Raw genomic sequence first — 25154 nt, forward strand, 5'->3', positions numbered from 1 at the left:
ATACTAATACTGTTTTGCTTTGAAGTAAAACACGATTGGCAGTTGGGAGTAGACTTGTGGCATATGAAAACCTTACGCACTGAAGTCGCCGTCATCGGCGCAGGCACGGCCGGCATGACCGGCTATCGCGCCGCCAAGGCCGGCGGCAAGCAGGCGCTGCTGATCGAAAGCAACGTCTATGGCACCACGTGCGCGCGCGTCGGCTGCATGCCCAGCAAGCTGTTGATTTCGGCCGCCGACGCGGCCCACATGCTGCACGCGGCCGCCGATTTCGGCGTGCATGCGGGCGAGGTCCGCATCGACGGCAAGGCGGTGATGGCGCGCGTGCGCAGCGAACGCGACCGTTTTGTCGGCTTCGTGGTCGAGAGCGTGGACGCTTACCCGGCCGAAGACAAGTTGCACGGCCACGCCCGCTTTCTCAGCCCGACCCAGCTGCAAATCGACGACCACACAGTAGTGGAGGCGGAACGTTTCGTCATCGCCACCGGCTCCACCCCGATTGTGCCGGACGAGTGGCGCGCGGCCGGTCCGCGCGTCATCCATAGCGACGCCGTGTTCGACTGGGAAGACCTGCCGGAATCGGTGGCGGTGGCCGGAACCGGCGTGATCGGGCTGGAGCTGGGGCAGTCGCTGCATCGCCTCGGCGTGCGCGTGACGATCTTCGGCCGTGGCGGCAGCGTCGCCCAGCTGAGTGACCCGGAAGTGCTGGACGTCGCCCGCAGCGCCATGCTCGATGAGCTGGACGTGCGCTTCAAAACCCGCGTGGTGGAGGTGGTGGCGCAGGGCGACGGCCTGTCCGTCACCAGCGAGGACACCAATGGCGACCGCCAGACCGAACATTTCAGCTACCTGCTGTCGGCCGTCGGCCGCCGGCCGAATGTGCATCAGCTGGGGCTGGAGAACACCGGCTTGCAGCGTGACCATCACGGCATTCCGCTGTTTAATCCGCAGACGATGCAATGCGGCGATAGCGCCATCTTCATCGCCGGGGACGCCAACAACGACCGTCCGCAGCTGCCGGAAGCGGCCGACCATGGCCGCATCGCCGGCGAAAACGCGGCGCGCTATCCGGACGTCCAGCCCGGCCTGCGCCGCACACCACTGGCGATCTCGTTCACCGAGCCGCAGATCGCCACCATGGGCGCCAGCTACAGCGAGCTGTGCATCACGCATCCGGGCCGCTTTGCCGTCGGCAAGGTGTCGTTCGAGAACCAGGGCCGCAGCCGCGTGATGCTGCAAAACAAGGGCATGCTGCGCGTGTATGCGGAATACCAGAGCGGCCGCTTTCTCGGCGCCGAGATGATTGGTCCGCGCGCGGAAAACATCGGCCATCTGCTGGCATGGGCGGTGCAGGCCGGGCTGACGGTGGACGCCATGCTGGACATGCCGTTCTACCACCCGGTGGTGGAGGAAGGCGTGCGGACCGCCTTGCGCGACTTGGCGCATCATCTGAAAAATGCACCTGTGCATGATTGTCCTTGCGTCGATTGCACGCCAGGGCCGTGATTGTTATTGTTAAATCAAAAATACAAAAATTTTACACACCCGGCCCTGAAAAGCCGTATGCTGCTGCGTCGATAGTCTCTTTATCATGCAATGAACATACGCAAAGTGACAGCGGCCGATTTGAAGTTGGGCATGCTGCTGCCGTGGGATGTCTACGGTGAAAATGGCGCTTTGCTGGTCCGCAAAGGACATATGATCGCCAGTGCCAACCAGATCGCGTATCTGGTGGAGCGTGGCGTATTTGAGGATGGCGTGCCGCCGGAGGCCGCGTCCGAGCCGCCCTCCGTGCTGCGCAAGCTCAACGCTGCCTGTCTCGAATTAAACACGCTGCTGCAGGCCGTGTCGCAAGGCCTGCCGCCGGCCGATTTCCGCCGCAAACTGGACGATATCGCCTTGCTGGTGCATGGCGCCGTCGATCTGAACGTCGACATCGCCACCGCCGCCGTGCTGCACAACCAGCAGGCGGCGCCGTACGCGGCACGTCACAGCGTCAACACGGCAGTGATTGCGGTGCTGCTGGCACGCGCCCGCCAACGCTCCCGCAACGACGTCATGACGGTAACGCTGGCCGCACTGACCATGAATACAGGCATGCTGGAGCATCACCAGCGTTGGCATGACAGCAGCGCCGTGCTGGATGAGGCCGACCGTGCCCGCATGCTGGCCCATCCGGCGCTGAGCGTGCAACTGCTGCGCGCCGCCGGCGTCAACGATGAAGCCTGGCTGGACTGCGTGCTGCACCACCACGAAAACGAAGACGGCACCGGCTATCCGCACGGCAAGGTCGGCGCGCAGATTCCATTGCTGTCCAAGCTGGTGGCGCTGGCCGACCGCTATTGCGCCCGCGTGTCCGAGCGCAGCTACCGGCCGGTGATGACGGCCAACGGCGCATTGCGCGACATGCTGCTGGAAGCGCGCACCACGCTGGACACCAACCTGGTGTCGCTGGTGATACGCGAACTGGGCATTTATCCGATCGGCACCTACGTGCGGCTGATTAACGGCGAGACCGGCGTGGTGGCACGGCGCGGTCTGCAATCGACCACGCCGCATGTGGAGTCGGTGCTCGGTCCGCGCGGCGCGCCGCTGGAAGTGTTTCTCCAGCGTGACACGCGCAACGAACTGCATACGATCCGGGAAGTATTGACCAACGCCCAAGTGGCGGCGCTGGACGCCCCGCTGCTGCGCATGGCGCAGGTGTGGGGGCGGGCCGCGCTGGACTAAGTTGAGCGCTTAATTCAACGTCGCATCCAGCCGGCCTTCCTGTGCCAGCTCGCGCATCATGCCGATGGTGTCGATGTCCGACTCGACATAGGCCGAGCGGCGGAATTCATCGTACATGGCGTTTGCCTGGTCGGTCGCCTCATCGTGGCTGTCCTCGTACTGGAAGCGCACGAACAGCGCGTTTTCGCTCGGCGTCTCGATCGTCATGATCAGGCTGGACTCTGCGATATCCTGCTGCGCGGCCACGCGGTAGCGCACCTGGCGCATCGGTTCCAGCTCGACGCGGTCTTCCACCACCAGTTCGCCATAGCGCAGGCGGCGGCGGAAGCCGGCGTCAGTGCGCTGGTCGATGATGGCTTCGTCCAGATGCGGCACAAACAGTTTCGGCGACTCGGCGCGCAGCACCAGGCCGGCCCAGACTTGCTTGACGGTCAGCGCATCGATCAGCGGATTGAGTGGGTCATTGACTTCGATTAAGTGTTCAAATTTCATGATTGCAACCAATATAAGGTGAGGCGGAGGCCCGATTCCCGCATGGTAGCGTATTGTCAGCGACGCTACATGCGGCATATCAGTGGCAGCCGCTTGGACTGTTACAATGTGGGGTTGCTTTTCCGTTTTCCTAGCCCCCACCCGATGTCCACCCAAGTCCCCGTTTTTGGCCTCAATCTGCCCCAGAGCCAGGCTGTCACCTATCTGGATGGTCCCTGCCTGGTGCTGGCGGGCGCCGGCTCGGGCAAGACGCGCGTGATCACGCAGAAGATCGCCCACCTGATCGAGGACCGCGGCTACGACCCGCGCACCATCGCCGCGCTGACCTTCACCAACAAGGCGGCGCTGGAGATGCAGGAGCGGATCGCCAAGCTGCTCAAGCAGCCCAAGCAGGCCAAGCAACTGACGGTGTCGACCTTCCACTCGCTGGGCGTGAAGATTTTGCGGCAAGAAGCCAATGGCGTCGGCCTCAAGGACCGTTTTTCGATCATGGATGCCGACGATTGCGGTTCGCTGATCCAGGATCTGGCCATCACCACCGACAAGCAGGTGGTGCGGCGCATCCAGACCGATATTTCGCTGTGGAAGAATGGCCTGGTCGATCCGATCCTGGCGCTGAACCAGGCCAAGGACGAGGACGAGGCGCAGTCGGCGCGCGTCTACGCCAGCTATGTGGCGACGCTGTCAGCCTACCAGGCGGTGGATTTCGACGACCTGATCCGCCTGCCGGTTGAACTGTTCCGCAACAACGACCCGGTGCGCGACAAGTGGCAGCGCCGCCTGCGCTACCTGCTGATGGACGAATACCAGGACACCAACACCTGCCAGTACGAGCTGGTCAAACTGATGGTGACCGGCGTCGGCAAGAAGCCGATGTTCACCGCCGTGGGCGACGACGACCAGGCTATTTACGCCTGGCGCGGCGCCTCGGTGGAAAACCTGAAGACGCTGCAAACCGATTTTCCCGACCTGGCAGTGATCAAGCTGGAGCAGAACTACCGCTCCACCACCCGCATTTTGCAAGCAGCCAACGCGGTAATCGGCAACAATCCCAAGCTGTTCGAGAAATCGCTGTGGTCCGAGCATGGCCTGGGCGAGCCGATCCAGGTGATGGCGATGCCGAACGACGATACGGAAGCCGAGCAGGTGGCGATCATGATTTCGGCCGACCATTTCCAGCGCAAGAACAAGTGGACCGACTACGCCATCCTGTATCGCGGCAACCACCAGGCGCGCATCATCGAGCAGGCGCTGCGCAAGGAGCGGATTCCGTACACCATCTCCGGCGGCCAGTCGTTCTTCGACAAGGCCGAGATCAAGGACATCATCAGCTACCTGCGGCTGCTGGCGAATACCGACGACGATCCGGCCTTCATCCGCGCGGTGACCACGCCGCGCCGTGGCGTCGGCCAGTCGACCATGGAAACGCTGGGCACCTTCTCGGGCCAGTGGCAATGTTCGCTGTTCGAGGCCGTGTTCAAGGGCGGCATCGAAGGCTTGCTGAACGACCGCCAGCTGAATCCGCTGCGCGACTTCTGCAACTTCATCAACAACCTGGAATCGCGCGCCAGCCGCCCCGGCCCGTCGGGCAGCGGCGACAACGCGGCGCAGGTGCTGGATGACATGCTGGAGGCGATTAATTATGAAAACTATTTATACGATATGTTCGACGAACGCGCGGCCCAGAGCAAGTGGCAGAACGTGCTGGAATTCGTCAACTGGCTGAAGGACCGCGGCCGTGGCGGCAAGGACCGCGACGGCGAAGAAAAGAACGTGCTGGAACTGACGCAGATGGTGGCGCTGATGTCGATGCTGGAAGGCCAGGACGAAGATCCGGACGCGGTGCGCATGTCGACGCTGCATGCGTCGAAAGGGCTGGAGTATCCGCACGTGTTCCTGGTCGGCGTGGAAGAAGGCATCCTGCCGCACAAGGGCGACCCCGACGCGCCGGCCGAGTCGATCGCCGCGCGGGTGCAGGAAGAACGGCGCCTGATGTATGTGGGGATTACGCGCGCGCAGCGCACGCTGAAAGTCACGTGGTGCAAAAAACGCAAACGCGCGGGGGAGCAGGTACACTGCGACCCGTCACGCTTTATCAAAGAAATGAAGTTGGATGAGGGCACCGCTGTGCCGCTGGAATCCGAAGTGATCACGCCCAAGGAACGCCTGGCGCGCATGAAGGAACTCCTGGCCACGCCCAAACCTGACAAGGAACAACCATGAACACCGAAGACCGCTTCATCAACATCGAAATCAAGCTGGCGTACGCCGAAGACATGGTGGACTCGCTCAACGACCGCATCCACGAACAGCAGAAGCAGATCGACAAGCTGGAACAGCTATGCGCCTCGCTGGCGCAACACGTGCGCAATGCCTCCCAAAGCAGCGGCGGCCAACTCCCCCACGAGCGCCCGCCGCACTATTGATCAGGCCAGCACGGCGCGCAGCGCTTCGATGACGAGTGCGTGGTCTTCGGCCTGGCGCAGGCCGGAGACGGTGACGGTGCCGATGATGCCGGTGTCCTTGATGGTGATCGGGAAGGCGCCGCCGTTGGCCGCGTGATCTTCCGGATTCAGGTACTTGATGTCTTCAAACACCACGCCACGGTGCTTGTGGTCGATGCCGATGTAGAACGAGCAGCGGCCGAAGCGCGCCACCACATTGTTCTTGCGCCGTATCCAGTCAGCCTGGTCGGCCGATGCACCCTGCATCGCATGATGGAACAGCACCTTGCCGTTGACGGTGATGTTGACCGTGATGCTCTTCTCGCGCGCCTTGGCCAGCTCCACGATTTTCAAGCCCAGCGTCAGCGCGGTATCGCTGCTGAAGGCGGTAAATTGCAATTCTTTTTCCTGCTGCGTCAGCGTTTCCAGCAGTTCCGCGTAGTTTTCCATTCGTCCTTCCTGTTGTTAAGCGATGTAAGTCCCTCAGTGTAGCCCAGGCGGGCTTGATATACTCCTTCCTTACGTCCTCACTTTTGCTCACCATGCACATCGATGTTGCCTCTTTGCTCATAGCCATGACGCTCAGCCTGCTGACGATGGCTGCGGCGTTGCTGGCCGTGATGGGCAAGGTCAATCTGGCCGCGCGCCGGGCCCAGCTCGGCGTCGGCCTGCAAGCGCTGGGCTGGGTATTGCTGCTGTCGTCCGGGCTGGTGGAGGCGGGTGGCTGGAGCGACCGGCTGCTGTCGACGCTGGCGATGGCCGGCATCGCCGTCGGCCTGGCCTGCAGCGCCATCGCCTTCGACCTGTGGTGCGGCCGCGAAGCGGTGGCGCGGGCGCCGATGATCACGGCGCTGGTCATGACGCTGGGCTACTGCATCGGCTTCGACAACTATGCCTTCCGCGTCGGCTGGGCCAATGGTCTGCTGACGCTGCAACTGGCGATGGTGGCGGCGGCGCTGTGCCGCAAGCCGCAGGTGCCGGTCGGCCGCTGGCGCTGGTTGCTGCTGGTCTCGCTGCTGGTGCAGATGGCGGTGACCGCCGCGCGCGGCGTGCTGGGCACGTTCTACACCGACCAGTTCCCCAACTTCTTTGCGCCGCATCCGGCCAACCTGCTGTTTGCGCTGGCCGCCAACGTGACGGTGGTGATGTCGATGGTGGGCATCCTGCTGGCGCACCGCGACGAAGCCGCGCGCGAACTGGAGTGGCTGGCCAACACCGATGGCGTCACCGGCGCATTCAACCGCCGCGCCTGGATGCAGCAGGGTCACGTCATCCTGGCCGACAGCCACGCCCAGCAGCAGCCCCTGTGCCTGATGCTGGTGGACCTGGACTTTTTCAAGGACATCAACGACACCTACGGCCACGAAGCCGGCGACCGCGCACTCAAGCTGTTCGTGCAGGGCATGCACGCCGTGGGCGGCGAACGCAACCTGATCTGCCGCTACGGCGGCGAGGAATTCGCCGTGCTCAAGCGCGGCGCCGACCTGGCCGCGATCCGCGCCTACGACCAGCGCCTGCGTACTTGGTTGGCAGAAGCGGGACCGCGCGAGCTGGGCGTGGCGCTGTGCTACAGCGCCGGCATCGCCGAAGTACTGCACGCGCGCGACACGGTGGACGCCATGCTGCGCCGCGCCGATTCGCTGCTGTACAGCGCCAAAATGCTGGGCCGCAACCGCACGCTGGATGAGCAGACGCTGGGCATGTAACGGCGCTCAGCCATCCTTGTCGATGCGCGACTGGATATGCTGCGCGCGGTCGGGCGAGGATGGGTGGGAGCTGAACATGCTGTGTCCGGAATTGTCCAGCGTGGCCAGTTTCTGGAAGAGCGTAACCAGTCCTTTGCGCGACAGCTTTTCTTTATACAGAATGCCGTAGGACTGGTCATCGGCGGCGGTTTCCTGCGTCTGCGAAAACTGCGCCTGGATAAATTTCTGCCCCAGGTCGCCGAGATCGGACTGGCTCAATGTCGCCGCCGTGGTGCTGGCCGCGCCGGCTGCGGTGCGCGCCGCTTGCAAGCTGTAGGCCGTCTGCATCGACTTCTTGGAGTGACCCAGCAGCACATGGCCGATTTCGTGGCCGACCACGGCGCGGATTTCGTCGTCGTTCATCATGTCCATCAACCCGGCAAACACCCGGATGCAACCGTTATCCATGGCAAACGCGTTGACGTCGGTGACCAGATAAACCTTGGCATCCAGCTGCTTGCCGTTGAACTTGCTCATATTCAGCGGCTTTAAGGCCGCCGCCAGACGCTTGGCATATTTGCTGCCCGGCGCAGCGATGTTGTTTTGATTGTCGAGCTCCGCGCAGGATTTGTTGGCCAAGTCCACCACCTCGGCGTCAGTCAAGGTGGCCGCCTTGATCGCCAGGCTGGCTGAATTGGCGAACCCGCCCAGGTCGATGGGTTGTACTGCGTGGCAGGCCAGCGTGGAACACAGCAGCAACGCGGCGACAGAATGTTTGGTTCCCATGAATTAGCTCCTCAAGAAGTAACTTCATCAGCCCGCAAGGGGCACGATATTTCCATCAGGAATCATAGGGATTTGCTTGGCACTCACTTTACGAAAAATCAATCAGTCCATCTTGCCTGCCGATGTCGATTTCCTGTACCTTGGTTCGTCGTGCAGGCAGACACACTTTTTGAGGGAATCGATCATGACCACCAATACCGTACAACTGCAACGCGTGCTGAAAGCCAGCGCCGAGCGCGTCTACCGCGCCTTCCTCGATCCGGATGCGCTGGCCAAGTGGCTGCCGCCGCACGGCTTCATAGGCAAGGTACATCAACTGGACGCCAGGGTGGGCGGTTCATACCGCATGTCGTTCACCAACTTCACCACCGGCGGCAGCCATTCGTTCGGCGGCGAATACCTGGAACTGGTGCCGGGCGAAAAGCTGCGCTACACCGCCGTCTTTGACGATCCCAACTTGCCAGGCCAGATGCAAACCACGGTCACGCTGCGTGAGGTGTTCTGCGGTGTCGAGATGAAGGTGGTGCAGGAAGGCATCCCAGCCGTCATCCCGACCGAAGCCTGCTACCTCGGGTGGCAGGAATCGCTGGTACTGCTGGCGCAACTGACTGAACCGGAAATCCGCGAGTAGCGACCTTAGTAATAGCTTCTGCTCACGGTGCTACGGTTTATACTCTTGATCGCAAGATGAATGAACCAGAAACAACTAGGATGATTATGGGCAAGGGCAGGTTGGAAGCATTCAGTGATGGCGTTATCGCCATCATTATTACGATTATGGTGCTGGAGTTGAAGGTGCCGCATGGGGCGGACTGGGCGGCGCTGACCGAACTGTTGCCGGTGTTCGGCAGCTATGTGCTCAGCTTCGTCTACGTGGGCATTTTCTGGAATAACCACCATCATATGCTGCATGCATCATCGGTGGTCAATGGCCGCGTGTTGTGGGCGAACCTGCATTTGCTGTTCTGGCTGTCGCTGCTGCCGTTCGCCACCGGCTGGATGGGAGAGAACGAATTTGCGCCGCTGCCGGTGGCGCTATATGGCGCCATGCTGGTGATGTGCGCGGCCGCCTATACCTTGCTGGAAAAATCGTTGATCGCCTGTAACCCGCGCGATGCCGTGCTAGGCGTGGCGGTGGGCAAGGAGTTCAAGGGCATCGCTTCGGTGGTGTTGTATCTGCTGGCGATTCCGGCTGCCTTCCTGCACGTGTGGATTTCGTTCACACTCTACGCCGCTGTGGCACTGCTGTGGTTCATGCCGGACCGCCGCATCGAGGCGCGTTTCACTTCTTAGCGCTGGCGCCGCCGCAGCTGTCGGCAATGCGGGTCCAGCGCGATCTGCCGCTGGACTTGTTCTGGGCCGGCAGGCTGTCCTGGTTTTCCAGCATCTGCACCACTTTGCGCATGGCGGCGACTTCTTCCGGCGTGCGTGCTTCCTTCAGCGCCTGCCGGGCGCCGGCCAAGGCGGCCGCCATTTGCTGCTCGGACTGCGCCTGTAGCTGTGGCAGTTGGGCCAGCAACTGCCTGGCCTTGGCGCGATCGGCTTCGGTGGGCGCGTTACGCGCCATCTGCTCCACCATCGGCCGCATCGCCGCCGGATTGTTCCTAGCCATGCCGCCAGCGCCCCATTCATTGTCGTCGGTATATTCCCACTGGTCGTTGCCAAGCCGCGTGATGGTAAAGGCGGTGCGGCCGATGGCGCATTGCGCCTCATGACTCAGCGTGTCGCCGCTGACGGTGGTGGACAAGGTCTTGCACGCCGCCGTGCCCATGGCGATTGGCAGCAGCGGGGCATTCGCCTTGCGCAGCGGTACGCAGATGGTTGCCTGTGGATGGTTGATCTGCTGCTGCGCCGTGTGGCCGTCCGGGCTGTGGTAGGTGGCCAGGGTGCCGCTCTGGTTGCTCTGGTCGCGCACGCTCATGCCATTGCTGAGATGGGTCATGGTGGCGTCGTCCTCCACGCGATACAGGCCGGGCGGCGGCAGGATGCGCGTCAGGTCGGCCTGCGTGACGTTGTCCGCAGCGGTGGCGCCGGCGCTCAGGCCCAGCAGCATGGTCAGATAGAGGGGTCGCATAGCACCTAAATAATATAATTTTGATATCTCACGGTCAATCGTGCGCGACTGTATTCGTAAATTTCCGATAGGACAGAGCTTTGTTCGGAAAACACGCCCTGTTTCCGATCATGTGCAGTGCAGCATGTTTTGCCAGTGACGGTCGCCATAGCGCGCTGCTATGATCTAACGCTTAACGTGCTGCATTGTTACCGTGTCAGCATTTTCTCTGGCGTTTTTTGAAAGAAGAATATGTCCCGTCCTCAAATGCTTGTAGTCGCGGCCGCTCTTGGCCTGGCTTTTTCCCAGACTGTGCTGGCAGCTCCGGCTACCCTGGCTGGCAATCCGCTGGCCACCGCCAGCACCTTGCCATTCCACTACCCGCAGTTTGACAAAATCAAGGACGAGCACTTTATCCCTGCCTTCAACGAAGGCATGCGCCAGCAACTGAAGGAAGTCGACGCCATTGCCAACAACAAGGCCGCGCCGAGTTTCGACAACACCATCGTGGCGATGGAAAAATCCGGCGCGCTGCTGACCCGCGTGCAAACCATCTTCGGCAATCTGCAAGGCGCCAACACCAACGATAAGCTGGATGCCATCGACAGCGAAATGTCGCCGAAACTGGCCGCCCATGCCGACGCCATCTACCTCAACGCCAAGCTGTATGCCCGCGTGAAATCGCTGTACGACAAGCGCACCGCGCTCAAGCTGGACGCGGAATCCGAGCACCTGCTGGAACGCTACCACACCGATTTCGTTCGCGCCGGCGCCAACCTGTCGGCCGCCGACAAGGAAAAACTGAAAGCCATCAACGGCACTATCGCCAAGCTGCAAACCACCTTCACCCAGAACGTGCTGAAGGAAACCAATGCCTCCGGTCTGTTGGTCGACACGCGCGAAGAACTGGCCGGCATGAGCCAAGCCGCCATCGATGCTGCCGCCGCTGCCGCCAAGGCCAAAGGCCAGGACGGCAAATTCCTGGTCGCCGTGGTCAACACCTCGGGCCAGCCGCCGCTGGCGGAATTGACCAACCGCGCAGTGCGCGAAAAGCTGATGGCGCTGTCGCTGGCGCGCGGCAGCCATGGCGGTGAATTCGACAACCGCGAAGTGGTGCTGAAGATCGCCAAGGCGCGCGCCGAAAAGGCCACGCTGCTGGGCTATGAAAACTTCGCCGCTTACTCGCTGGAAGACCAGACCGCGCACGACACCGCGTCGGTCAACAAGCTGCTGAGCGAACTGGCCAAGCCGGCCGTCAACAACGCCAAGAAAGAAGCGGCCGACCTGCAAGCCGTGGTCGATGCCGACAAGGGCGGCTTCAAGATCGACGCCTCCGACTGGGCCTTCTACACCGACAAGGTGCGCGCACAGCGCTTCGCCTTCGACGAGAACCAGCTGAAGCCTTACTTTGAACTGAACAACGTGCTGACCAACGGCGTGTTCTACGCCGCGAACAAGCTGTATGGCCTGTCGTTCAAGGAGCGCAAGGATCTGCCGGTGTACAACCCGGACGTGCGCGTGTTCGATGTGTTTGACGCCGACGGCAAGCAGCTGGCCATCTTCATCGCCGATATGTACGCCCGCTCCAACAAGCAGGGCGGCGCATGGATGAACGAGTACATCTCGCAATCGTCGCTGCTGGGCACCCACTCGGTGGTGGCCAATCACCTGAACATTCCGAAGCCGCCGGCCGGCGAGCCGACGCTGCTGACCTATGATGAAGTGAAGACCGCCTTCCACGAATTCGGCCACGCGTTGCACGGCATGTTCTCCAACGTGAAGTATCCGCGCTTCTCCGGCACCAGTGTGCCGCGCGACTTCGTCGAATATCCGTCGCAAGTCAACGAGATGTGGGCCGTGTGGCCAGAGGTGCTGTCCAACTACGCCAAGCATTACAAGACCGGCGAACCAATGCCGAAAGAGCTGCTGGACAAGGTGCTGGCGTCGAAGAAATTCAACCAGGGCTTCCTGACCACCGAGTATCTGTCGGCATCGCTGCTGGACCAGCGCTGGCACCAGCTGACCCCTGCGCAGATTCCAACCGACGTGCTGGCGTTTGAAGCGCAGTCGCTGAAAGACATGGGCGTCGACTTCGCGCCGGTGCCGCCACGCTACCGCACCACCTATTTCTCGCACAGTTTCTCCGGCGGCTACTCGGCCGGCTACTACGCCTATCTGTGGTCCGAAAAGCTGGACGCTGACACCGTCGAATGGTTCAAGGAAAACGGCGGCCTACAACGCAAGAACGGCGACTGGTTCCGCGCCAAGCTGCTGTCGCGCGGCGGCACCGACGATGCGATGAATTTGTTCCGCAACTTCCGCGGCCGCGATCCTGTGATCGAGCCGCTGCTGGAACGTCGTGGCCTGAACGGTAAATAATTTTAGAAAGATTTCAATGAATCGTACCAACGTCATTATCGCCGCCAGCATCGCGGCAGTATTCAGCGTCGCGCATGCGGAACCTGCGTCGCTGCTGCCGGCATCGAATCCGTTCGCCAAGCCGAGCACCCTGCCGTTCGGCTATCCCGCCTTCGACAAGATCAAGAACGAAGACTACGCGCCGGCGTTTGAAGAAGGCATGCGCCAGAACGCTATCGAGATCGAGGCGATCGCCAACAACAAGGCCGCGCCGACTTTCGACAACACTATCGTGGCGATGGAAAAATCCGGCCAGCTGCTGTCGCGCGTATCGAGCGTGTTCGGCAACCTGTCGGGCGCCAACACCAACGACACCTTCAAGGCGCTGGAGCGCGAGCTGTCGCCGAAACTGGCCGCCCACAGCGACGCGATTCGCCTGAACAGCAAACTGTACGCCCGCGTCAAGGCGCTGTTCGACAAGCGCGACAAGCTGCACCTGGATGCGGAGTCGAAGTATCTGCTGGAACGCTACAACACCGACTTCGTGCGCGCCGGCGCGCAACTGTCGGATGCCGACAAGGCCAAGCTGAAATCGATGAACGCCGAACTGGCCAAGCTGCAGACCACCTTCGCGCAGAACGTGCTGGAAGAAGCCAACGCCTCGGCGCTGGTGGTCGACACGCGTGAAGAACTGGCCGGCATGTCGGACAAGGCGATCGACTCCGCCGCTGCCGCCGCCAAGGCCAAGGGCCAGGACGGCAAGTTCCTGATCCCGGTAGTGAACACCACCGGCCAGGCCAGCCTGGCGGTGCTGACCAACCGCGCAGTGCGCGAGAAGCTGATGGCGCTGTCGCTGGCGCGCGGCAGCCATGGCGGCAAGTTCGATAACACCCAAGTGGTGCTGTCGCTGGCCAAGCTGCGCGCCGAGAAGGCAGCGCTGCTGGGTTATCCAAGTTTCGCCGCCTACTCGCTGGAAGACCAGACCGCGCACGATCCGGAAGCCGTCAACAAGATGCTGTCCGAATTCGCCCGCCCTGCCGTCGCCAACGCGAAGAAGGAAGGCGCCGAGATCCAGCAGGTGATCGACAAAGAAAATGGCGGCTTCCAGCTGGCTGCGCAGGACTGGTCGTTCTACAGCGACAAGGTGCGCGCCGAGCGCTTCAACTTCGACCAGAACCAGCTGCGTCCTTACTTCGAACTGAATAACGTCATCACCAATGGCGTGTTCTACGCCGCCAACAAGGTGTATGGCCTGACCTTCAAGGAGCGCAAGGATCTGCCGGTGTACGATCCGGACGTGCGCGTGTGGGACGTGTTCGACGCCGACGGCAAGCAGCTGGCGATCTTCATCGGCGACTACTACGCGCGTTCCAACAAGCGCGGTGGCGCCTGGATGAACGCCTACGTGTCGCAATCGTCGCTGATGGGCACCCACCCGGTGGTGGCGAATCACCTCAACATTCCGAAGCCGAATCCGGGCGAGCCGACGCTGCTCACCTACGACGAGCTGCGCACCGCCTTCCACGAATTCGGCCATGCGCTGCACGGCATGTTCTCGAACGTGAAGTACCCGCGCTTCTCCGGCACCCGCGTGCCGCGCGACTTCGTCGAGTTCCCGTCGCAGGTCAATGAAATGTGGTCGGTCGATCCGGCGGTGCTGGCCAACTACGCCAAGCATTACCAGACTGGCGCGCCGATGCCGCAGGAACTGCTGGACAAGGTAATCGCGTCGAAGAAATTCAACGAAGGCTTCCGCACCACCGAGTACTTGGCGGCGTCGATCCTGGACCAGAAATGGCACCAGCTGGGCGTATCGCAGATTCCGACGGATGTCCTGAGCTTCGAGGCGAAGTCGCTGAAGGACGCCGGCGTTGATTACGCGCCGGTGCCGCCGCGCTACCGCACCACCTACTTCTCGCACGTGTTCGCGGGCGGCTACTCGGCCGGCTACTACGGCTACCTGTGGTCGGAGAAGCTGGACGCCGACACCGTCGACTGGTTCACCGAAAACGGCGGCATGCAGCGCAAGAACGGCGACTACTTCCGCAAGATGCTGCTGTCGAAAGGCGGCACCATGGACGCGATGCAAATGTACCGCAACTTCCGCGGCCGCGATGCGAAGATCGAACCGCTGCTGGAACGTCGTGGATTGACCGAGAAGTAATCTTCTAGACGAGTAAGCTGGCCCATGGTCAGCCTATTCGCATACGATATCGCGATAGTAGTTTTTATCAGGGTATTCAGGCTGATGGCGAGGGCGTTCAGGCATGGTATAACCATGTCTGCTTGTCCAGGCCTCAATATCACGGTTGAGCCAATTCAATCGTGGTTAAGCTCGTTGATATCGTCCCAATAGTTTTTGTTTGGATACTCAGGCTGATACGCTGGTGGAACAGGTACGGGATAGTTGTGTTTGCGGGCCCACGCCTGGATGTCATTGATCGAACCGGGCCGTTCTCTAGCTGGGCATTCGTGTAGACACAACCAAGTCTTGCCATTCATGCCGATGATCGGTTTGGAGCCATCTTCAAAGCGTGACCAGCCGACGAATTCGCCAATGAAATTGCCGCGTTTGGTGTAGGTAGTAACGTCGATATAAGGGCGTTCATCATTAAACAGCTGTGCGGTCCATTCACGGCAGCCGAAGTCGCCTGGATAACGGCCGCTTCTCCAATCGTCCTCATAGCGTAGGATGTCCAGCATCGTGCATGGCCCAGGGCCGAACGTCATGTTGCCGGGCACACCCTGAGACCAGTGAAGAAGACTGTACGGTTTTTCTGCTGGCGCACTATCACGCATCAGGACAAGATAATCCAGCACAGTTCGTTTTCCGGTGAAGCCAGATAATGCAACGTCGCTGGTCACTCTACCTTGATGGTCAAAGGTGATCAGCGCGGTAGCAATGTTTGAAGACTGTGGTGTCGCAAAGACAGCGTTTTTTTTAACCAACGCCATCGCATCAAGATAAACGTGGTGTTTTTCCTCTTTGCCGTCATTGGCATTTTTTTCTTTCGCCAAGAGTTGCCATTCCTTCTGGCGTGTTTCTGTGGTGACGTATAGAAGATAACGTATGTCCCATTGCACGTTCAGCCAGACCCGCGAATGGTCTTCAGTGTTTTGTGCGTTAGCTGACGCTTGATATATCGTGCATGCAGCAGCTAAAATGATCATTGGGTGCAGATGACTCATATTATTCCGGGCTCCCGAATCGTGATATGCAGATGGTGGGCGTGGCCCTTTTCCACCTTGCTTTGCTGGTCATTTATGTTCGCCGCACCGGTTCCATGAGTGTTGAAATTCATGTACCAAGGATCCAGTAGCTGACTCACCGCGCAGTGACGTATGAGGCCAGCACGAAGGTCGCGCAATATTTTTGGCTCACTCTTCTCCATCTCTGACACCTGTTCGCTTCTTTTTTCTGCTGCGGCATCGATAGTCTTTACATCCTTTTCACGCGTTGCCCGAGCTTTCAATTCCTGCCACTCTGCGCGCAGCGTCTTTTCTTTATCCGAGACGTATGGATTGTTGGAATGGCCTTTTAGCAGCAAGCCTATACGATTGATTTTGACTTTTTCAGTTGGTGTGGCGATGTAGCAGACGTCCAACTCAAGGCCTGCGCGATTCGCAATACTTAGTCTTCTTCCATCTCGTGCAGATCGTCGTAGTAGTTTTTGTTTGGATATTCAGGCTGATATGGCGGTGGAACAGGCATCGGGTAGCGGTGCTTCCGGGTCCATGCCTTTATGTCGCCGATCACGCCGGGCGTTTCTCCAGCTGGACATTCATGCAGGCAAAGCCAGGCTTTGCCATTCATGCCGATGACCGGTTTGGGGGCATCTTTGAAACGGGACCAGCCGACGAATTCGCCAATGAAGTTGCCGCGTTTGGTATAGGTGGTAACGTCGATGTAGGGACGTTCGTCATTGAACAGCTGCGCAGTCCATTCACGGCAGCCGAAGTCACCTCGTTTGTCGCCGCTCCTCCACTCATCCTCGTAACGCAGGGTATCGAGCATCGTGCATGGCCCCGGTGCGAAAGCCAGGTTGCCCGGAATACCTTGCGACCAGAACAGCAATTCATAGGGTTTTGCCATCGGCGCTGTGCGTTGTACCAGTACGAGATTTTCTAGCGCCGATAGTTTCCCCGAGAATTTACGCAATTCGCCGTCAGGAGTCGTGACGGCGCCTTGCTGGTCGAAGGTGATGATGCCGGTGGTGATGGTTCGCGCGCCAGGGGTGACAAAATTGGCTGTCGGTTTGATCAGTTCCAATGCGTCGAGATAGACGTAACTTTTGCCTTTTTTCCCATCCAGCGTATTCTGTAATTTTGCCAATCTATAGCCTTCGGCATAGCGTTGCTGGGTATTGGTGAACAAAAGATAACGCACTTCCCAGGGAACATTGAGCCACCGCCGTGAAGGTGAGTCATCTTGCAATCCTGCGGCCTGAATACTGTCTTGTAGGAGTAACAGGCTGAAAACAACCATGCCAGTTTGCTTATTCATATATCTTGGGCTCTCTGATGGTGATATGTAAATGATGGGCATGCCCCTGTTCGGTTTTGCTCTGCTGTTCATTGATGGACCGGCTGGTATTGCTGTGGGTGTTTAAATCGATGTACCAAGGATCTAATAGCTGCCCAACAACTGGCTGGATGCGTAGCCCTTCTCGTAGGGCACTCATCACCTTGGGCTGGGTTTTGTCCATCTCCTCGACGCGCTCATTGCGCTTGTTGCGCGCGGCTTGCGTGGCCTCCTGATCGGATTTATTGTTAGCGTGTGCTTGCAATGCCAGGGATTCGTTGCGTAATTTTTTTTCTGCATCCGAAACATATGGATTGTTAGAGTGTCCTTTAAAAAGCAAGCCGATACGATTGATTTTCACTTTTTGAGTGGGCGTGGCGATGTAGCAAACGTCGAGTCCGAGGCCGGCGCGGTGCGCGATGGAGCCGTAGCATGGGCGCCAGCAAGAGGTGATCAACATGTCAGTAATACCCAGCTTGCTGGCCTCCTTGAACAGGGCCTCAAATGCCCATGGATGCGTGCGTGTCAGGACATCTGCTGTTGTGGAGATGCCAGCAATGTTTTTCTGTGGATTGCCGCTCTCCTCAAAGGCGACGTTCAGCGTTTGTACGCGGTCTGCGGTTTTCATCGTCAGCGGTATTTGGAGTCTGGCCGATTTCAGTCCGCGATAAATGCTGCCAATGGCCTGCCTGATCTCAACCGCAGTATCTAAGGCCAGCAATTTGTCGGCCTCCACTTCCGTGTAGCGATGGGAGACGGTCATCCAGATGTTGCCGGTCAATGGGGCTTGATAGCAGTCCTGCGCCGGCTCACCCGGCTTATCCGGGCCGCGTGTCGACGGTGTGCCGATGACTGGCCGAAGATCGGCATGCTGGCCGGTTTTCTCTGTGATCCTGATCAGCACATGGTTGTTGCCCACCTCTACCGCATATACCGGTGTACTGCGATGATCCGGATGGACGTCGCTGTTGAGATAGAGGGCAACCGTGCTTCCCACATTGACCGTGCGCATGATCTTCCGTGAGCGGTCAAGCTTGTTCAACTTGCCGTCGATTTTTCCATTGATAACAACCAGATAGGGTATTGCCACGCCAGCATCCGTAGCCTTTGTGTCAAATTCGTAGCACACCATGCGCTTGGCACAGACAGGGACTGTCTTGACGGCAGCGCTGGCGTCGAGCTTGCAGGCGGCGTCAGTCATCGTGGATCTCCGTTTCCCAGTAGAGATGGACAGTGTCCGGAGTATGACTGCTGACATGCTGGGTGTAGCCATCTTGATCGGTGACGCCGCGTACGATGCTTCCGTCGGGGAGTTCGATACGGTATGGCAGGCCGGCGACCGGCTGACCGGTGGTTTCGTCGACGGCGCGGAAGGCGCCGCTGTATTGCGCACGATCCTTGGCGGCGGGCGCGGCGGCGCTGGCCGGCGCCGCCGCGCTACCGCCAGCGCCATCGTCAATCACCATCTGCTGCTGCGTGGCGATCAGCTTGGCGCCGCAGGCGGTCTTCATGCCGTCGACTGCGGTGCCGATGCCGGAGTAGGTGTGAAAGTCCAACCCTTCGATAATGGGAAAGGTTCCCTTGCATTGCGGACAGAAAGTCTTGTGCCCCAGCTGCGGCACCGCGCGGCCGTTGGTGGTGACCATCTCGTTGCCTTCGAGGACTTTGCCGCCATGGGAGGTCGGGTCGCCCTTGCAGATGACGGCGCGCATCATGAGCTTCTCCAGGGAAAAAGAAGCCACTGTAGAGCGGCGCTGCGCCGCCGATACTGATCTGGCACAAAAGCTCGGGTGAAGCCTCGAACTCAAATAGACGCCAGCACCGTCGACTGGTTCATCGAAAACGGCGGACATGCTGCGCAAGAACGACGACTATCCGCAAGATGCTGCTGTCCAAAGGCGGCACCATGGACGCGATGCAAATGTACCGCAACTTCCGCGGCCGCGATGCGAAGATCGAACCGCTGCTGGAACGCCGTGGTTTGACCGATAAGTAATCTTCAAGACGAGTAGCGCTGGTCCATGATCAGCCTACTCGCATGCGATATCGCGGTAGTAGTTTTTATCGGGATATTCAGGGGGATAAGTAGAGCCCTTCCTCGCAGCTCTCGCGTTCATTTGCTCCGCTTCCCGGTAGTCTTTTGCCCGGTCCTTTTCCGGGCCGACAAATAGCAAATAGCGAATCTCCCAGTCGCGTTCGATCCAGTCGTGTTGTTCCGCTTTGGTGAGATCCTCTGCGTGTGACGATGCCATCAAACACATCAACAGACCTGCCAGCTGAATTCTGATTCTATGCATGATGTGCTCCAAGTGTGTGTCAATCGTGGTTGAGCTCTTGAATATCGTCCTTGTAGTTTTTGTTTGGATATTCAGGTTGATACAGCGGTGGAACAGGTAGGGGATAGTTGTGCTTGCGGCCCCATGCTTGTATGTCGTTGATCATACCTGGCTGTTCCCCTGCCGGGCACTCATGCAGACATAGCCAGGTTTTGCCATTCATGCCGATGATCGGTTTGGGCGCGTCTTTAAAGCGCGACCAGCCGACGAATTCACCGATGAAATTGCCGCGTTTGGTGTAAGTGGTAACGTCGATGTAGGGGCGTTCGTCATTGAACAGCTGCGCAGTCCATTCACGGCAGCCGAAGTCCCCAGGATAATCACCAGTTTTCCAATCGTCCTCGTAGCGAATTTTATCCAGGAAGATGCATGGACTTGGTCCGAAACTTGAATTTCCGGGGATCCCCTGCGCCCAATACACCAAGTCGTATGGCTTGGTATGATTCACATTTGGTCGAACCAATACTACATGTCCTAACTCTGATAGCTTGCCAGCGAACCCGCGTAATCTCCTATCATTGGTAATCAGCCTTCCGGCTTCATCAAAACTCAGCAATGCAGTAGTAATTGTTTCAGCATTTGGCGCGGCAACAAGGTTGGTCGTGGGCAGTAGTTCTTGGCTGTTGAGATAAATAAAATTTTTTTTCTTTGTCGCGTCAAGCAGGTTGTTGCGTTTAGCTAAGCGAATGGACTCGGCTTTGCCGGCTACTGTGTCTACGAATAATAAGTATCGAATTGACCAGCGCACATCAATCCAAGTGAGAGAGGGATCTTCATCAGACGCACTGGCGCTATTTGTAAAGATTGCTTGTACCAGAACGGCCGAAATGGCGGTACACAGAAAGAGATCTTTAGTCATAAATTTTGGCGTCCTTGATAGTGATATGCAGATGGTCTTTATGAATTCTTTCGTTATCGCTTGATTGCGCGTTAGTTTTTTGGCTCTTAGAATCTTTCGTATTTAATTCGATATACCAAGGATCTAGAATTTGTTCGACTACTTCCAATGCTTGCAGTTTCCGACGAATGCTTCGAATAAGTTGAGGTTCATTTTTCTCCACTTCGTTTTCCCAACTGTCGCAGTTGGCCTTGGCGGCTTCCCTGATTTCCTTATCGCGATGAAGTTTTTCTTGGAGCCGAGCATTGGTACACGCAGCTAACAGTTCTTTTTCATGAGTTGTTATATTCGGATTGTCAGAGGTGTCGGGCACCGTTAAGCCGACACGATTGATATTTATTCGTTTGTTTGAGGTGGCGACGACGTCTATGTCGATGCCGAGTCCGGCCCGGTGTGCAATGGAGCCTAAAGAAGGTCGCCAACATGATGTAATGTGCAATTGAGAAAGCTGTGTGTCACGCGCCATATCAAACAAAGCCATAAATGCCCAAGGATGCGTCCTGGGAAGTACGTCATTTGAGAGGGAGCAACGAGAGATATTGGCCTGGGGGTTGCCTTGATTGATGAAGCTGACGTGTAAAACTCCGCTTTCCCCGCGGAGCGGTATGTCTAGCTTTCCTACCCCTAATCCTCGGTAAATGCTGCAAACTGCTTTCCGGACAACAGGGTCGGTATTGGCAGGCAATAATGCATTAGCCTCCGCCTCGGTGTACCTGTGCGATATCGTCATCCATATGTTGCCCGTTAGCTTAGCTGTATAGAAGTCAGTATCCGGACTGAGTGAAAGCGTAGCAGGAACCGGCTTGAGTGTTGGTGGATCAGGATCGTCATTGCCGGTTTTTTCTGTGATCTTCACAGAAACGTTTTTGTCATTGACGGTTACTTCATATACAGGATTGCGACGGTGGTTGGGGTGAACGTCGCTGTTGAGGTAAAGCGCTACCTTGCTACCGGCTTCTACGGTGACAGCGATCTTACGGTTTTCGCGGCTGAGTCTTCTCGGTTTGTCCGGCCCCTGGACTTTGCCGTTGACGATAACTACGTAAGGTATAGCTAGGTCGGCTCTGGTTGCTTTAGTGTCGAACTCGTAGCTTACTCTGCGCTGGGCGTGAACCGGAACCGTAGTGACGCTTGCATTGGTGTCAAGTGTACTGCTGGTAGCATCGTTCATCGCTGGCCTCCGTTTCCCAGTAGAGCTTGACGGTGTCCGGGTTGTCGCTGCTGACATGCTGGGTGTGGCCGTCTTCATCGGTCACGCCGCGCACGGTGCGGCCGTCGGGCAGTTCGATGCGGTAGGGCAGGCCGGCGACCGGTTGGCCGGTGGTGTCGTCGACGGCGCGGAAGGCGCCGCTGTATGGCGCCTGTTGCTTGGTGGGTGCTGCGCTGTTGGCCGGTGCGGGCGCGCTGTCCGTCGTGCCACCGCTGCTGCCGCCATCGTCGATCACCATCTGCTGCTGGGTGGCGATCAGCTTGGCGCCGCAGGCGGTCTTCATGCCTTCGACTGCGGTGCCGATGCCGGCGTAGGTGTGGAAGTCCAGCCCTTCGATAATGGGAAAGGTTCCCTTGCATTGCGGACAGAAGGTCTTGTGCCCCAGCTGCGCCACGGCGCGGCCGTTGGTGGTGACCAGTTCGTTGCCTTCGAGGACTTTGCCGCCATGGGAGGTCGGGTCGCCTTTGCAGATGACGGCGCGCATCATGAGCTTCTCCAGGGAAAAAGAAGTCACTCTAGAGCGGCGCGGCGCAGCCTATACTGATCTGGCACAAAAGCTTGCGTTAAGCATCACACTGGAATGTCGGCCACTTTGTGTACAATCATCCCAGCCTTTGATTTTTGAGTACATATGAATAACCAACTACACGGCGTAACGCTGGAAGCGATTGTGACCCGCCTGCACGACTACTATGGCTGGGAACAACTGGCGCAGCGGATCGATATCAACTGTTTCAGCAGCGATCCCAGCATCAAGTCCAGCCTGAAGTTCTTGCGCAAGACGCCGTGGGCCAGGACGCAGGTCGAAGCCCTGTATCTGGCCACCACATTCTAAACAGGGAACGATTATGGACAGCAATCTGAAAACCTCGCTCAAGAACCTGCACGCCAATCTGGCCAATGCCGGTCCGGTCGATGAGGAATTGCAGGAACTGCTGCGACAGCTCAACGGCGATATCCAGACGCTGCTGGAGCGCGGCACCGAGCCGGCCCCCGGCGAGTCCACCACGTACGGCCTGGCGGAGCGCTCGCAGGAGCTGTCGGCCAAGTTCGCCGCCAAGCATCCGACGCTGGAGTCGGGCCTGCGCGAGCTGGGCACGATCCTGTCAAACATGGGCATTTGATATCGTTTTCGCACAAGTGTTTGAAAAGTAAAAGGAAATTCACGACCGCGTGAGCGGAACGGGGCTAACTCCGGTACAATACGGCCCCATATGAACCCCCCTACCAATTTATTTGCGGCCGTCCCGAAGCGGTCTGCCCGCGCTGCTGTTGCGCCTTTCCTGCCGATGACCCGTCAAGAGATGGACGTGCTCGGCTGGGATCAGTGCGATGTCATCCTGGTGACCGGCGACGCCTATATCGACCATCCGAGTTTCGGCATGGCCCTCGTCGGTCGCCTGCTGGAAGCCAACGGCTACCGGGTCGGCATCATCGCCCAGCCGGACTGGCTGTCGGTGGACGCCTTCCGCGCGCTGGGCAAGCCGCGTCTGTATTACGGCGTCACCGCCGGCAATATGGACTCGATGGTCAACCGCTACACCGCCGACCGCAAGCCGCGTTCGGACGATGCCTACACCCCGAACGGCGAGCCGAACAAGCGTCCGGACCGCGCTGTCACGGTCTACGCCCAGCGTTGCCGCGAAGCTTTCCCCGGCATTCCGGTGGTGATCGGCTCGATCGAAGCCTCGCTGCGCCGCATCGCCCACTACGACTACTGGTCGGACAAGGTGCGCCGTTCGGTGCTGTTTGAGTCCAAGGCCGACATGCTGATTTTCGGTAACGCCGAACGCGCGCTGGTCGACCTGACCAAGCGCATGGCCGATGGCGAGCCGATCAAGAGTATCCGCGACCTGCGCGGCACCTCGTTCCTGGTGCCGGCCGGCTGGATGCCGAATGAAGACTGGGGCGTGCACAACAGTACCCGCGTGGATACGCCGGGCAAGGTCGACAAGCATATCGATCCATACCTGATGGTCGAGCCGAATTCGCCGACCTGCGCCACCAGCAACGATCCGAACGCCAAGCCGGGCGAAGAAACCAATCCGGCCATGGTCGAGCCGACCAAGGCCGTTGCCGAACCGGCGCCACCGCCACCGGCGCCGTCCGAATACAAGCCGATCCGCATCATGAGCCGCGAAGAACGCCGCGCCATGGAGCTGGAAAAACACCACAAGACCGTGGTGCGCCTGCCGTCGTTCGAAACCGTCGCCAGCGATCCGGTGATGTATGCGCACGCCTCGCGCGTGTTCCACCTGGAGTCGAATCCGGGCAATGCGCGCGCGCTGGTGCAAGGCCACGGCGACCGCGACGTGTGGATGAATCCGCCGCCGCTGCCGCTGCAGATGGACGAGATGGACAACGTCTACGACATGAACTACGCCCGCGGCCCGCACCCGAGCTACGGCGGCGCCAATATCCCGGCGTGGGAAATGATCCGTTTCTCGGTCAACATCATGCGCGGCTGCTTCGGCGGCTGCACCTTCTGCTCGATTACCGAGCACGAAGGCCGCATCATCCAGAGCCGTTCGGAACCGTCGATCCTGCGCGAAATCGAGCACATCCGCGACAAGACCAAGGGCTTCACCGGCATCATTTCCGACCTGGGCGGCCCGACCGCGAATATGTATCGCCTGGCCTGCAAGGACAAGGAAATCGAGACCACCTGCCGCCGCCTGTCGTGCGTCTACCCGTCGATCTGCGTCAACCTGGGCACCAACCACAATCCGCTGATCAAGCTGTACCGTCGCGCGCGCGCCATCCCTGGCATCAAGAAAATCCTGATCCAGTCCGGGCTGCGTTACGACCTGGCGGTGCGTTCGCCCGAGTACGTCAAGGAACTGGTGACCCACCACGTCGGCGGCCTGCTGAAGATCGCGCCCGAGCACACCGAAAGCAATGTGCTGAGCAAGATGATGAAGCCGGGCATCGGCGCCTACGACGAGTTCAAGGCGCTGTTCGAGAAGTATTCGCTGGAAGCCGGCAAGAAGCAGTACCTGATTCCGTACTTCATCGCCGCCCACCCGGGCGCCACCGATGAAGACATGCTGAATTTGGCGCTGTGGCTGAAGAAGAACAACTTCCGCCTGGACCAGGTGCAGACCTTCATGCCGACGCCGATGGCCATGGCCAGCGCCATGTACCACTCGCGCCGCAACCCGCTGCACAAGGTCACCGAGGATTCGGAAGAAGTGTTCACGCCGCGCAGCCTGAAGCAGCGCCAGGCGCACAAGGCTTTCCTGCGTTACTACGATCCGAAGAACTGGCCGATCCTGCGCGACGCCCTGCGTAACATGGGCCGTGGCGATCTGATCGGCACCGGCGAGCGCCATCTGATTCCGCCGTACACGGCGGGCGAAGAGAACTTCAAGGCGTCGCAAGGCAAGCGCGCGATGCCGATGCTGGCGCCGGGCGAAGGCCGTCGCGAGCGTGGCATGCCGGCCGGCAGCCGTGGCAAGCCGAACGCGCTCACCGGTTCGCTGACGGCGCGCGCGACGATCGAGACCAAGGCCAAGCCGTCGATCCTGGACACCATCAAGGTCAAGAAGGCGGCGCCAGCGCCGGCCAAGGGCGGCAATCCTGGACGGCCGGCTACCGGCGGCGCCCCGCGCGGCCGCAAGTAAGGCAAGCGCTAACTTGC

The 25154-nt window shown here is 59.4% G+C and carries 25 protein-coding genes and 1 pseudogene; 13 read left to right on the forward strand and 13 right to left on the reverse strand.

All coding sequences use genetic code 11. The features are described 5' to 3' along the window. Window positions 1-63: 63 nt before the first annotated feature. Both GTP69_RS12240 and GTP69_RS12245 read left to right on the forward strand, forming a co-directional pair. Window positions 64-1506, forward strand: a complete 1443-nt coding sequence (locus GTP69_RS12240; protein WP_161055161.1) for a dihydrolipoyl dehydrogenase — start codon at window positions 64-66, stop codon at window positions 1504-1506. A 90-nt stretch (window positions 1507-1596) separates the two neighbouring features. Continuing rightward, window positions 1597-2730, forward strand: a complete 1134-nt coding sequence (locus tag GTP69_RS12245; RefSeq protein ID WP_161055162.1) for an HD-GYP domain-containing protein — start codon at window positions 1597-1599, stop codon at window positions 2728-2730. 9 nt (window positions 2731-2739) lie between these two features. On the opposite strand, the gene GTP69_RS12250 is transcribed toward GTP69_RS12245, so the two are convergent. Continuing rightward, on the reverse strand, window positions 2740-3222 hold the full coding sequence (locus GTP69_RS12250) for an SRPBCC family protein (protein WP_161055163.1): 483 nt from the start codon (window positions 3220-3222) through the stop codon (window positions 2740-2742). 144 nt (window positions 3223-3366) lie between these two features. On the opposite strand from GTP69_RS12250, the gene GTP69_RS12255 reads away from it, so the two are divergent. Together GTP69_RS12255 and GTP69_RS12260 are read left to right on the forward strand one after the other, a co-directional pair. Continuing rightward, a complete protein-coding gene (locus GTP69_RS12255; protein WP_161055164.1) occupies window positions 3367-5445 on the forward strand; it encodes a UvrD-helicase domain-containing protein in 2079 nt (692 codons plus the stop codon). Continuing rightward, on the forward strand, window positions 5442-5648 hold the full coding sequence (locus GTP69_RS12260) for a SlyX family protein (protein WP_161055165.1): 207 nt from the start codon (window positions 5442-5444) through the stop codon (window positions 5646-5648). The genes GTP69_RS12255 and GTP69_RS12260 overlap by 4 nt, the downstream gene beginning before the upstream one ends. On the opposite strand, the gene GTP69_RS12265 is transcribed toward GTP69_RS12260, so the two are convergent. After that, the gene (locus tag GTP69_RS12265) at window positions 5649-6116 is read right to left on the reverse strand and encodes a heme-degrading domain-containing protein (protein WP_161055166.1); all 468 of its coding nucleotides are present in this window, start codon (window positions 6114-6116) and stop codon (window positions 5649-5651) included. A 125-nt stretch (window positions 6117-6241) separates the two neighbouring features. On the opposite strand from GTP69_RS12265, the gene GTP69_RS12270 reads away from it, so the two are divergent. Further along, window positions 6242-7372, forward strand: coding sequence for a GGDEF domain-containing protein (locus tag GTP69_RS12270; protein ID WP_229260914.1), 1131 nt, complete (start codon window positions 6242-6244; stop codon window positions 7370-7372). A 6-nt stretch (window positions 7373-7378) separates the two neighbouring features. Here the strand turns inward: GTP69_RS12270 and GTP69_RS12275 are convergent, their stop codons facing one another. Beyond that, on the reverse strand, window positions 7379-8137 hold the full coding sequence (locus GTP69_RS12275) for a M48 family metalloprotease (protein ID WP_161055168.1): 759 nt from the start codon (window positions 8135-8137) through the stop codon (window positions 7379-7381). Window positions 8138-8321: 184 nt separating this feature from the next. Here GTP69_RS12275 and GTP69_RS12280 point away from each other — a divergent pair, with 184 nt between their 5' ends. Beyond that, a complete protein-coding gene (locus GTP69_RS12280; protein ID WP_161055169.1) occupies window positions 8322-8768 on the forward strand; it encodes an SRPBCC family protein in 447 nt (148 codons plus the stop codon). Between the two features lie 86 nt (window positions 8769-8854). Beyond that, window positions 8855-9430 (forward strand): TMEM175 family protein, encoded by a 576-nt coding sequence (locus tag GTP69_RS12285; protein WP_161055170.1) that lies wholly within the window; start codon window positions 8855-8857, stop codon window positions 9428-9430. Here GTP69_RS12285 and GTP69_RS12290 read toward each other — a convergent pair. Then, the gene (locus GTP69_RS12290; RefSeq protein WP_161055171.1) at window positions 9420-10211 is read right to left on the reverse strand and encodes a hypothetical protein; all 792 of its coding nucleotides are present in this window, start codon (window positions 10209-10211) and stop codon (window positions 9420-9422) included. The genes GTP69_RS12285 and GTP69_RS12290 overlap by 11 nt on opposite strands. A 231-nt stretch (window positions 10212-10442) precedes the next feature. On the opposite strand from GTP69_RS12290, the gene GTP69_RS12295 reads away from it, so the two are divergent. Together GTP69_RS12295 and GTP69_RS12300 are read left to right on the forward strand one after the other, a co-directional pair. Then, complete coding sequence (locus tag GTP69_RS12295) at window positions 10443-12569, forward strand: M3 family metallopeptidase (RefSeq protein ID WP_229260915.1); 2127 nt, start codon at window positions 10443-10445, stop codon at window positions 12567-12569. 16 nt (window positions 12570-12585) lie between these two features. Continuing rightward, a complete protein-coding gene (locus GTP69_RS12300) occupies window positions 12586-14712 on the forward strand; it encodes a M3 family metallopeptidase (protein ID WP_161055172.1) in 2127 nt (708 codons plus the stop codon). 155 nt (window positions 14713-14867) lie between these two features. Here GTP69_RS12300 and GTP69_RS12305 read toward each other — a convergent pair whose 3' ends face one another. From GTP69_RS12305 to GTP69_RS12325, 5 genes are read right to left on the reverse strand one after another with little or no spacing between them, the layout of a single operon-like run. Further along, window positions 14868-15737, reverse strand: coding sequence for a hypothetical protein (locus GTP69_RS12305; RefSeq protein ID WP_161055173.1), 870 nt, complete (start codon window positions 15735-15737; stop codon window positions 14868-14870). Next, window positions 15734-16153, reverse strand: a complete 420-nt coding sequence (locus GTP69_RS12310; protein ID WP_161055174.1) for a hypothetical protein — start codon at window positions 16151-16153, stop codon at window positions 15734-15736. Before GTP69_RS12310 ends, GTP69_RS12305 begins: the two co-directional genes overlap by 4 nt. Before the next feature lie 26 nt (window positions 16154-16179). Continuing rightward, complete coding sequence (locus tag GTP69_RS12315) at window positions 16180-17052, reverse strand: hypothetical protein (protein ID WP_161055175.1); 873 nt, start codon at window positions 17050-17052, stop codon at window positions 16180-16182. Next, window positions 17045-18271 (reverse strand): hypothetical protein, encoded by a 1227-nt coding sequence (locus GTP69_RS12320; RefSeq protein ID WP_161055176.1) that lies wholly within the window; start codon window positions 18269-18271, stop codon window positions 17045-17047. The genes GTP69_RS12315 and GTP69_RS12320 overlap by 8 nt, the downstream gene beginning before the upstream one ends. Further along, a complete protein-coding gene (locus tag GTP69_RS12325) occupies window positions 18264-18785 on the reverse strand; it encodes a PAAR domain-containing protein (protein WP_161055177.1) in 522 nt (173 codons plus the stop codon). Before GTP69_RS12325 ends, GTP69_RS12320 begins: the two co-directional genes overlap by 8 nt. A 90-nt stretch (window positions 18786-18875) precedes the next feature. On the opposite strand from GTP69_RS12325, the pseudogene GTP69_RS31840 reads away from it, so the two are divergent. Continuing rightward, window positions 18876-19066, forward strand: a pseudogene (locus tag GTP69_RS31840) (hypothetical protein); the annotation flags it as partial. Window positions 19067-19100: 34 nt separating this feature from the next. Here the strand turns inward: GTP69_RS31840 and GTP69_RS12335 are convergent. Genes GTP69_RS12335 through GTP69_RS12350 form a run of 4 tightly spaced genes read right to left on the reverse strand, consistent with a single transcriptional unit; the run spans window position 19101 to window position 22001 of the window. Then, window positions 19101-19367 carry a hypothetical protein gene (locus GTP69_RS12335; RefSeq protein WP_161055179.1) on the reverse strand — a complete coding sequence of 89 codons (267 nt, stop codon included), beginning with the start codon at window positions 19365-19367 and terminating at the stop codon, window positions 19101-19103. A gap of 19 nt (window positions 19368-19386) precedes the next feature. Further along, entirely contained in the window at window positions 19387-20265 is an 879-nt protein-coding gene (locus GTP69_RS12340; protein WP_161055180.1) for a hypothetical protein, read from the reverse strand. Beyond that, complete coding sequence (locus tag GTP69_RS12345; RefSeq protein WP_161055181.1) at window positions 20258-21475, reverse strand: hypothetical protein; 1218 nt, start codon at window positions 21473-21475, stop codon at window positions 20258-20260. The genes GTP69_RS12340 and GTP69_RS12345 overlap by 8 nt, the downstream gene beginning before the upstream one ends. Next, window positions 21447-22001 carry a PAAR domain-containing protein gene (locus GTP69_RS12350; protein ID WP_161055182.1) on the reverse strand — a complete coding sequence of 185 codons (555 nt, stop codon included), beginning with the start codon at window positions 21999-22001 and terminating at the stop codon, window positions 21447-21449. The genes GTP69_RS12345 and GTP69_RS12350 overlap by 29 nt, the downstream gene beginning before the upstream one ends. A 144-nt stretch (window positions 22002-22145) precedes the next feature. Between GTP69_RS12350 and GTP69_RS12355 the strand changes: the two genes are divergently transcribed. The 3 genes from GTP69_RS12355 (at window position 22146) to GTP69_RS12365 (ending at window position 25137) form a co-directional block, all read left to right on the forward strand. Further along, the gene (locus tag GTP69_RS12355; RefSeq protein ID WP_161055183.1) at window positions 22146-22349 is read left to right on the forward strand and encodes a VF530 family protein; all 204 of its coding nucleotides are present in this window, start codon (window positions 22146-22148) and stop codon (window positions 22347-22349) included. 13 nt (window positions 22350-22362) lie between these two features. Beyond that, window positions 22363-22638, forward strand: coding sequence for a DUF4404 family protein (locus GTP69_RS12360; RefSeq protein ID WP_161055184.1), 276 nt, complete (start codon window positions 22363-22365; stop codon window positions 22636-22638). Window positions 22639-22728: 90 nt separating this feature from the next. Further along, complete coding sequence (locus GTP69_RS12365; RefSeq protein WP_161055185.1) at window positions 22729-25137, forward strand: YgiQ family radical SAM protein; 2409 nt, start codon at window positions 22729-22731, stop codon at window positions 25135-25137. The last annotated feature ends 17 nt before the right edge of the window (window positions 25138-25154 follow it).

Source organism: Duganella levis (genome assembly GCF_009857605.1).
GTDB classification, from domain to species: Bacteria; Pseudomonadota; Gammaproteobacteria; order Burkholderiales; family Burkholderiaceae_D; genus Rugamonas; species Rugamonas levis.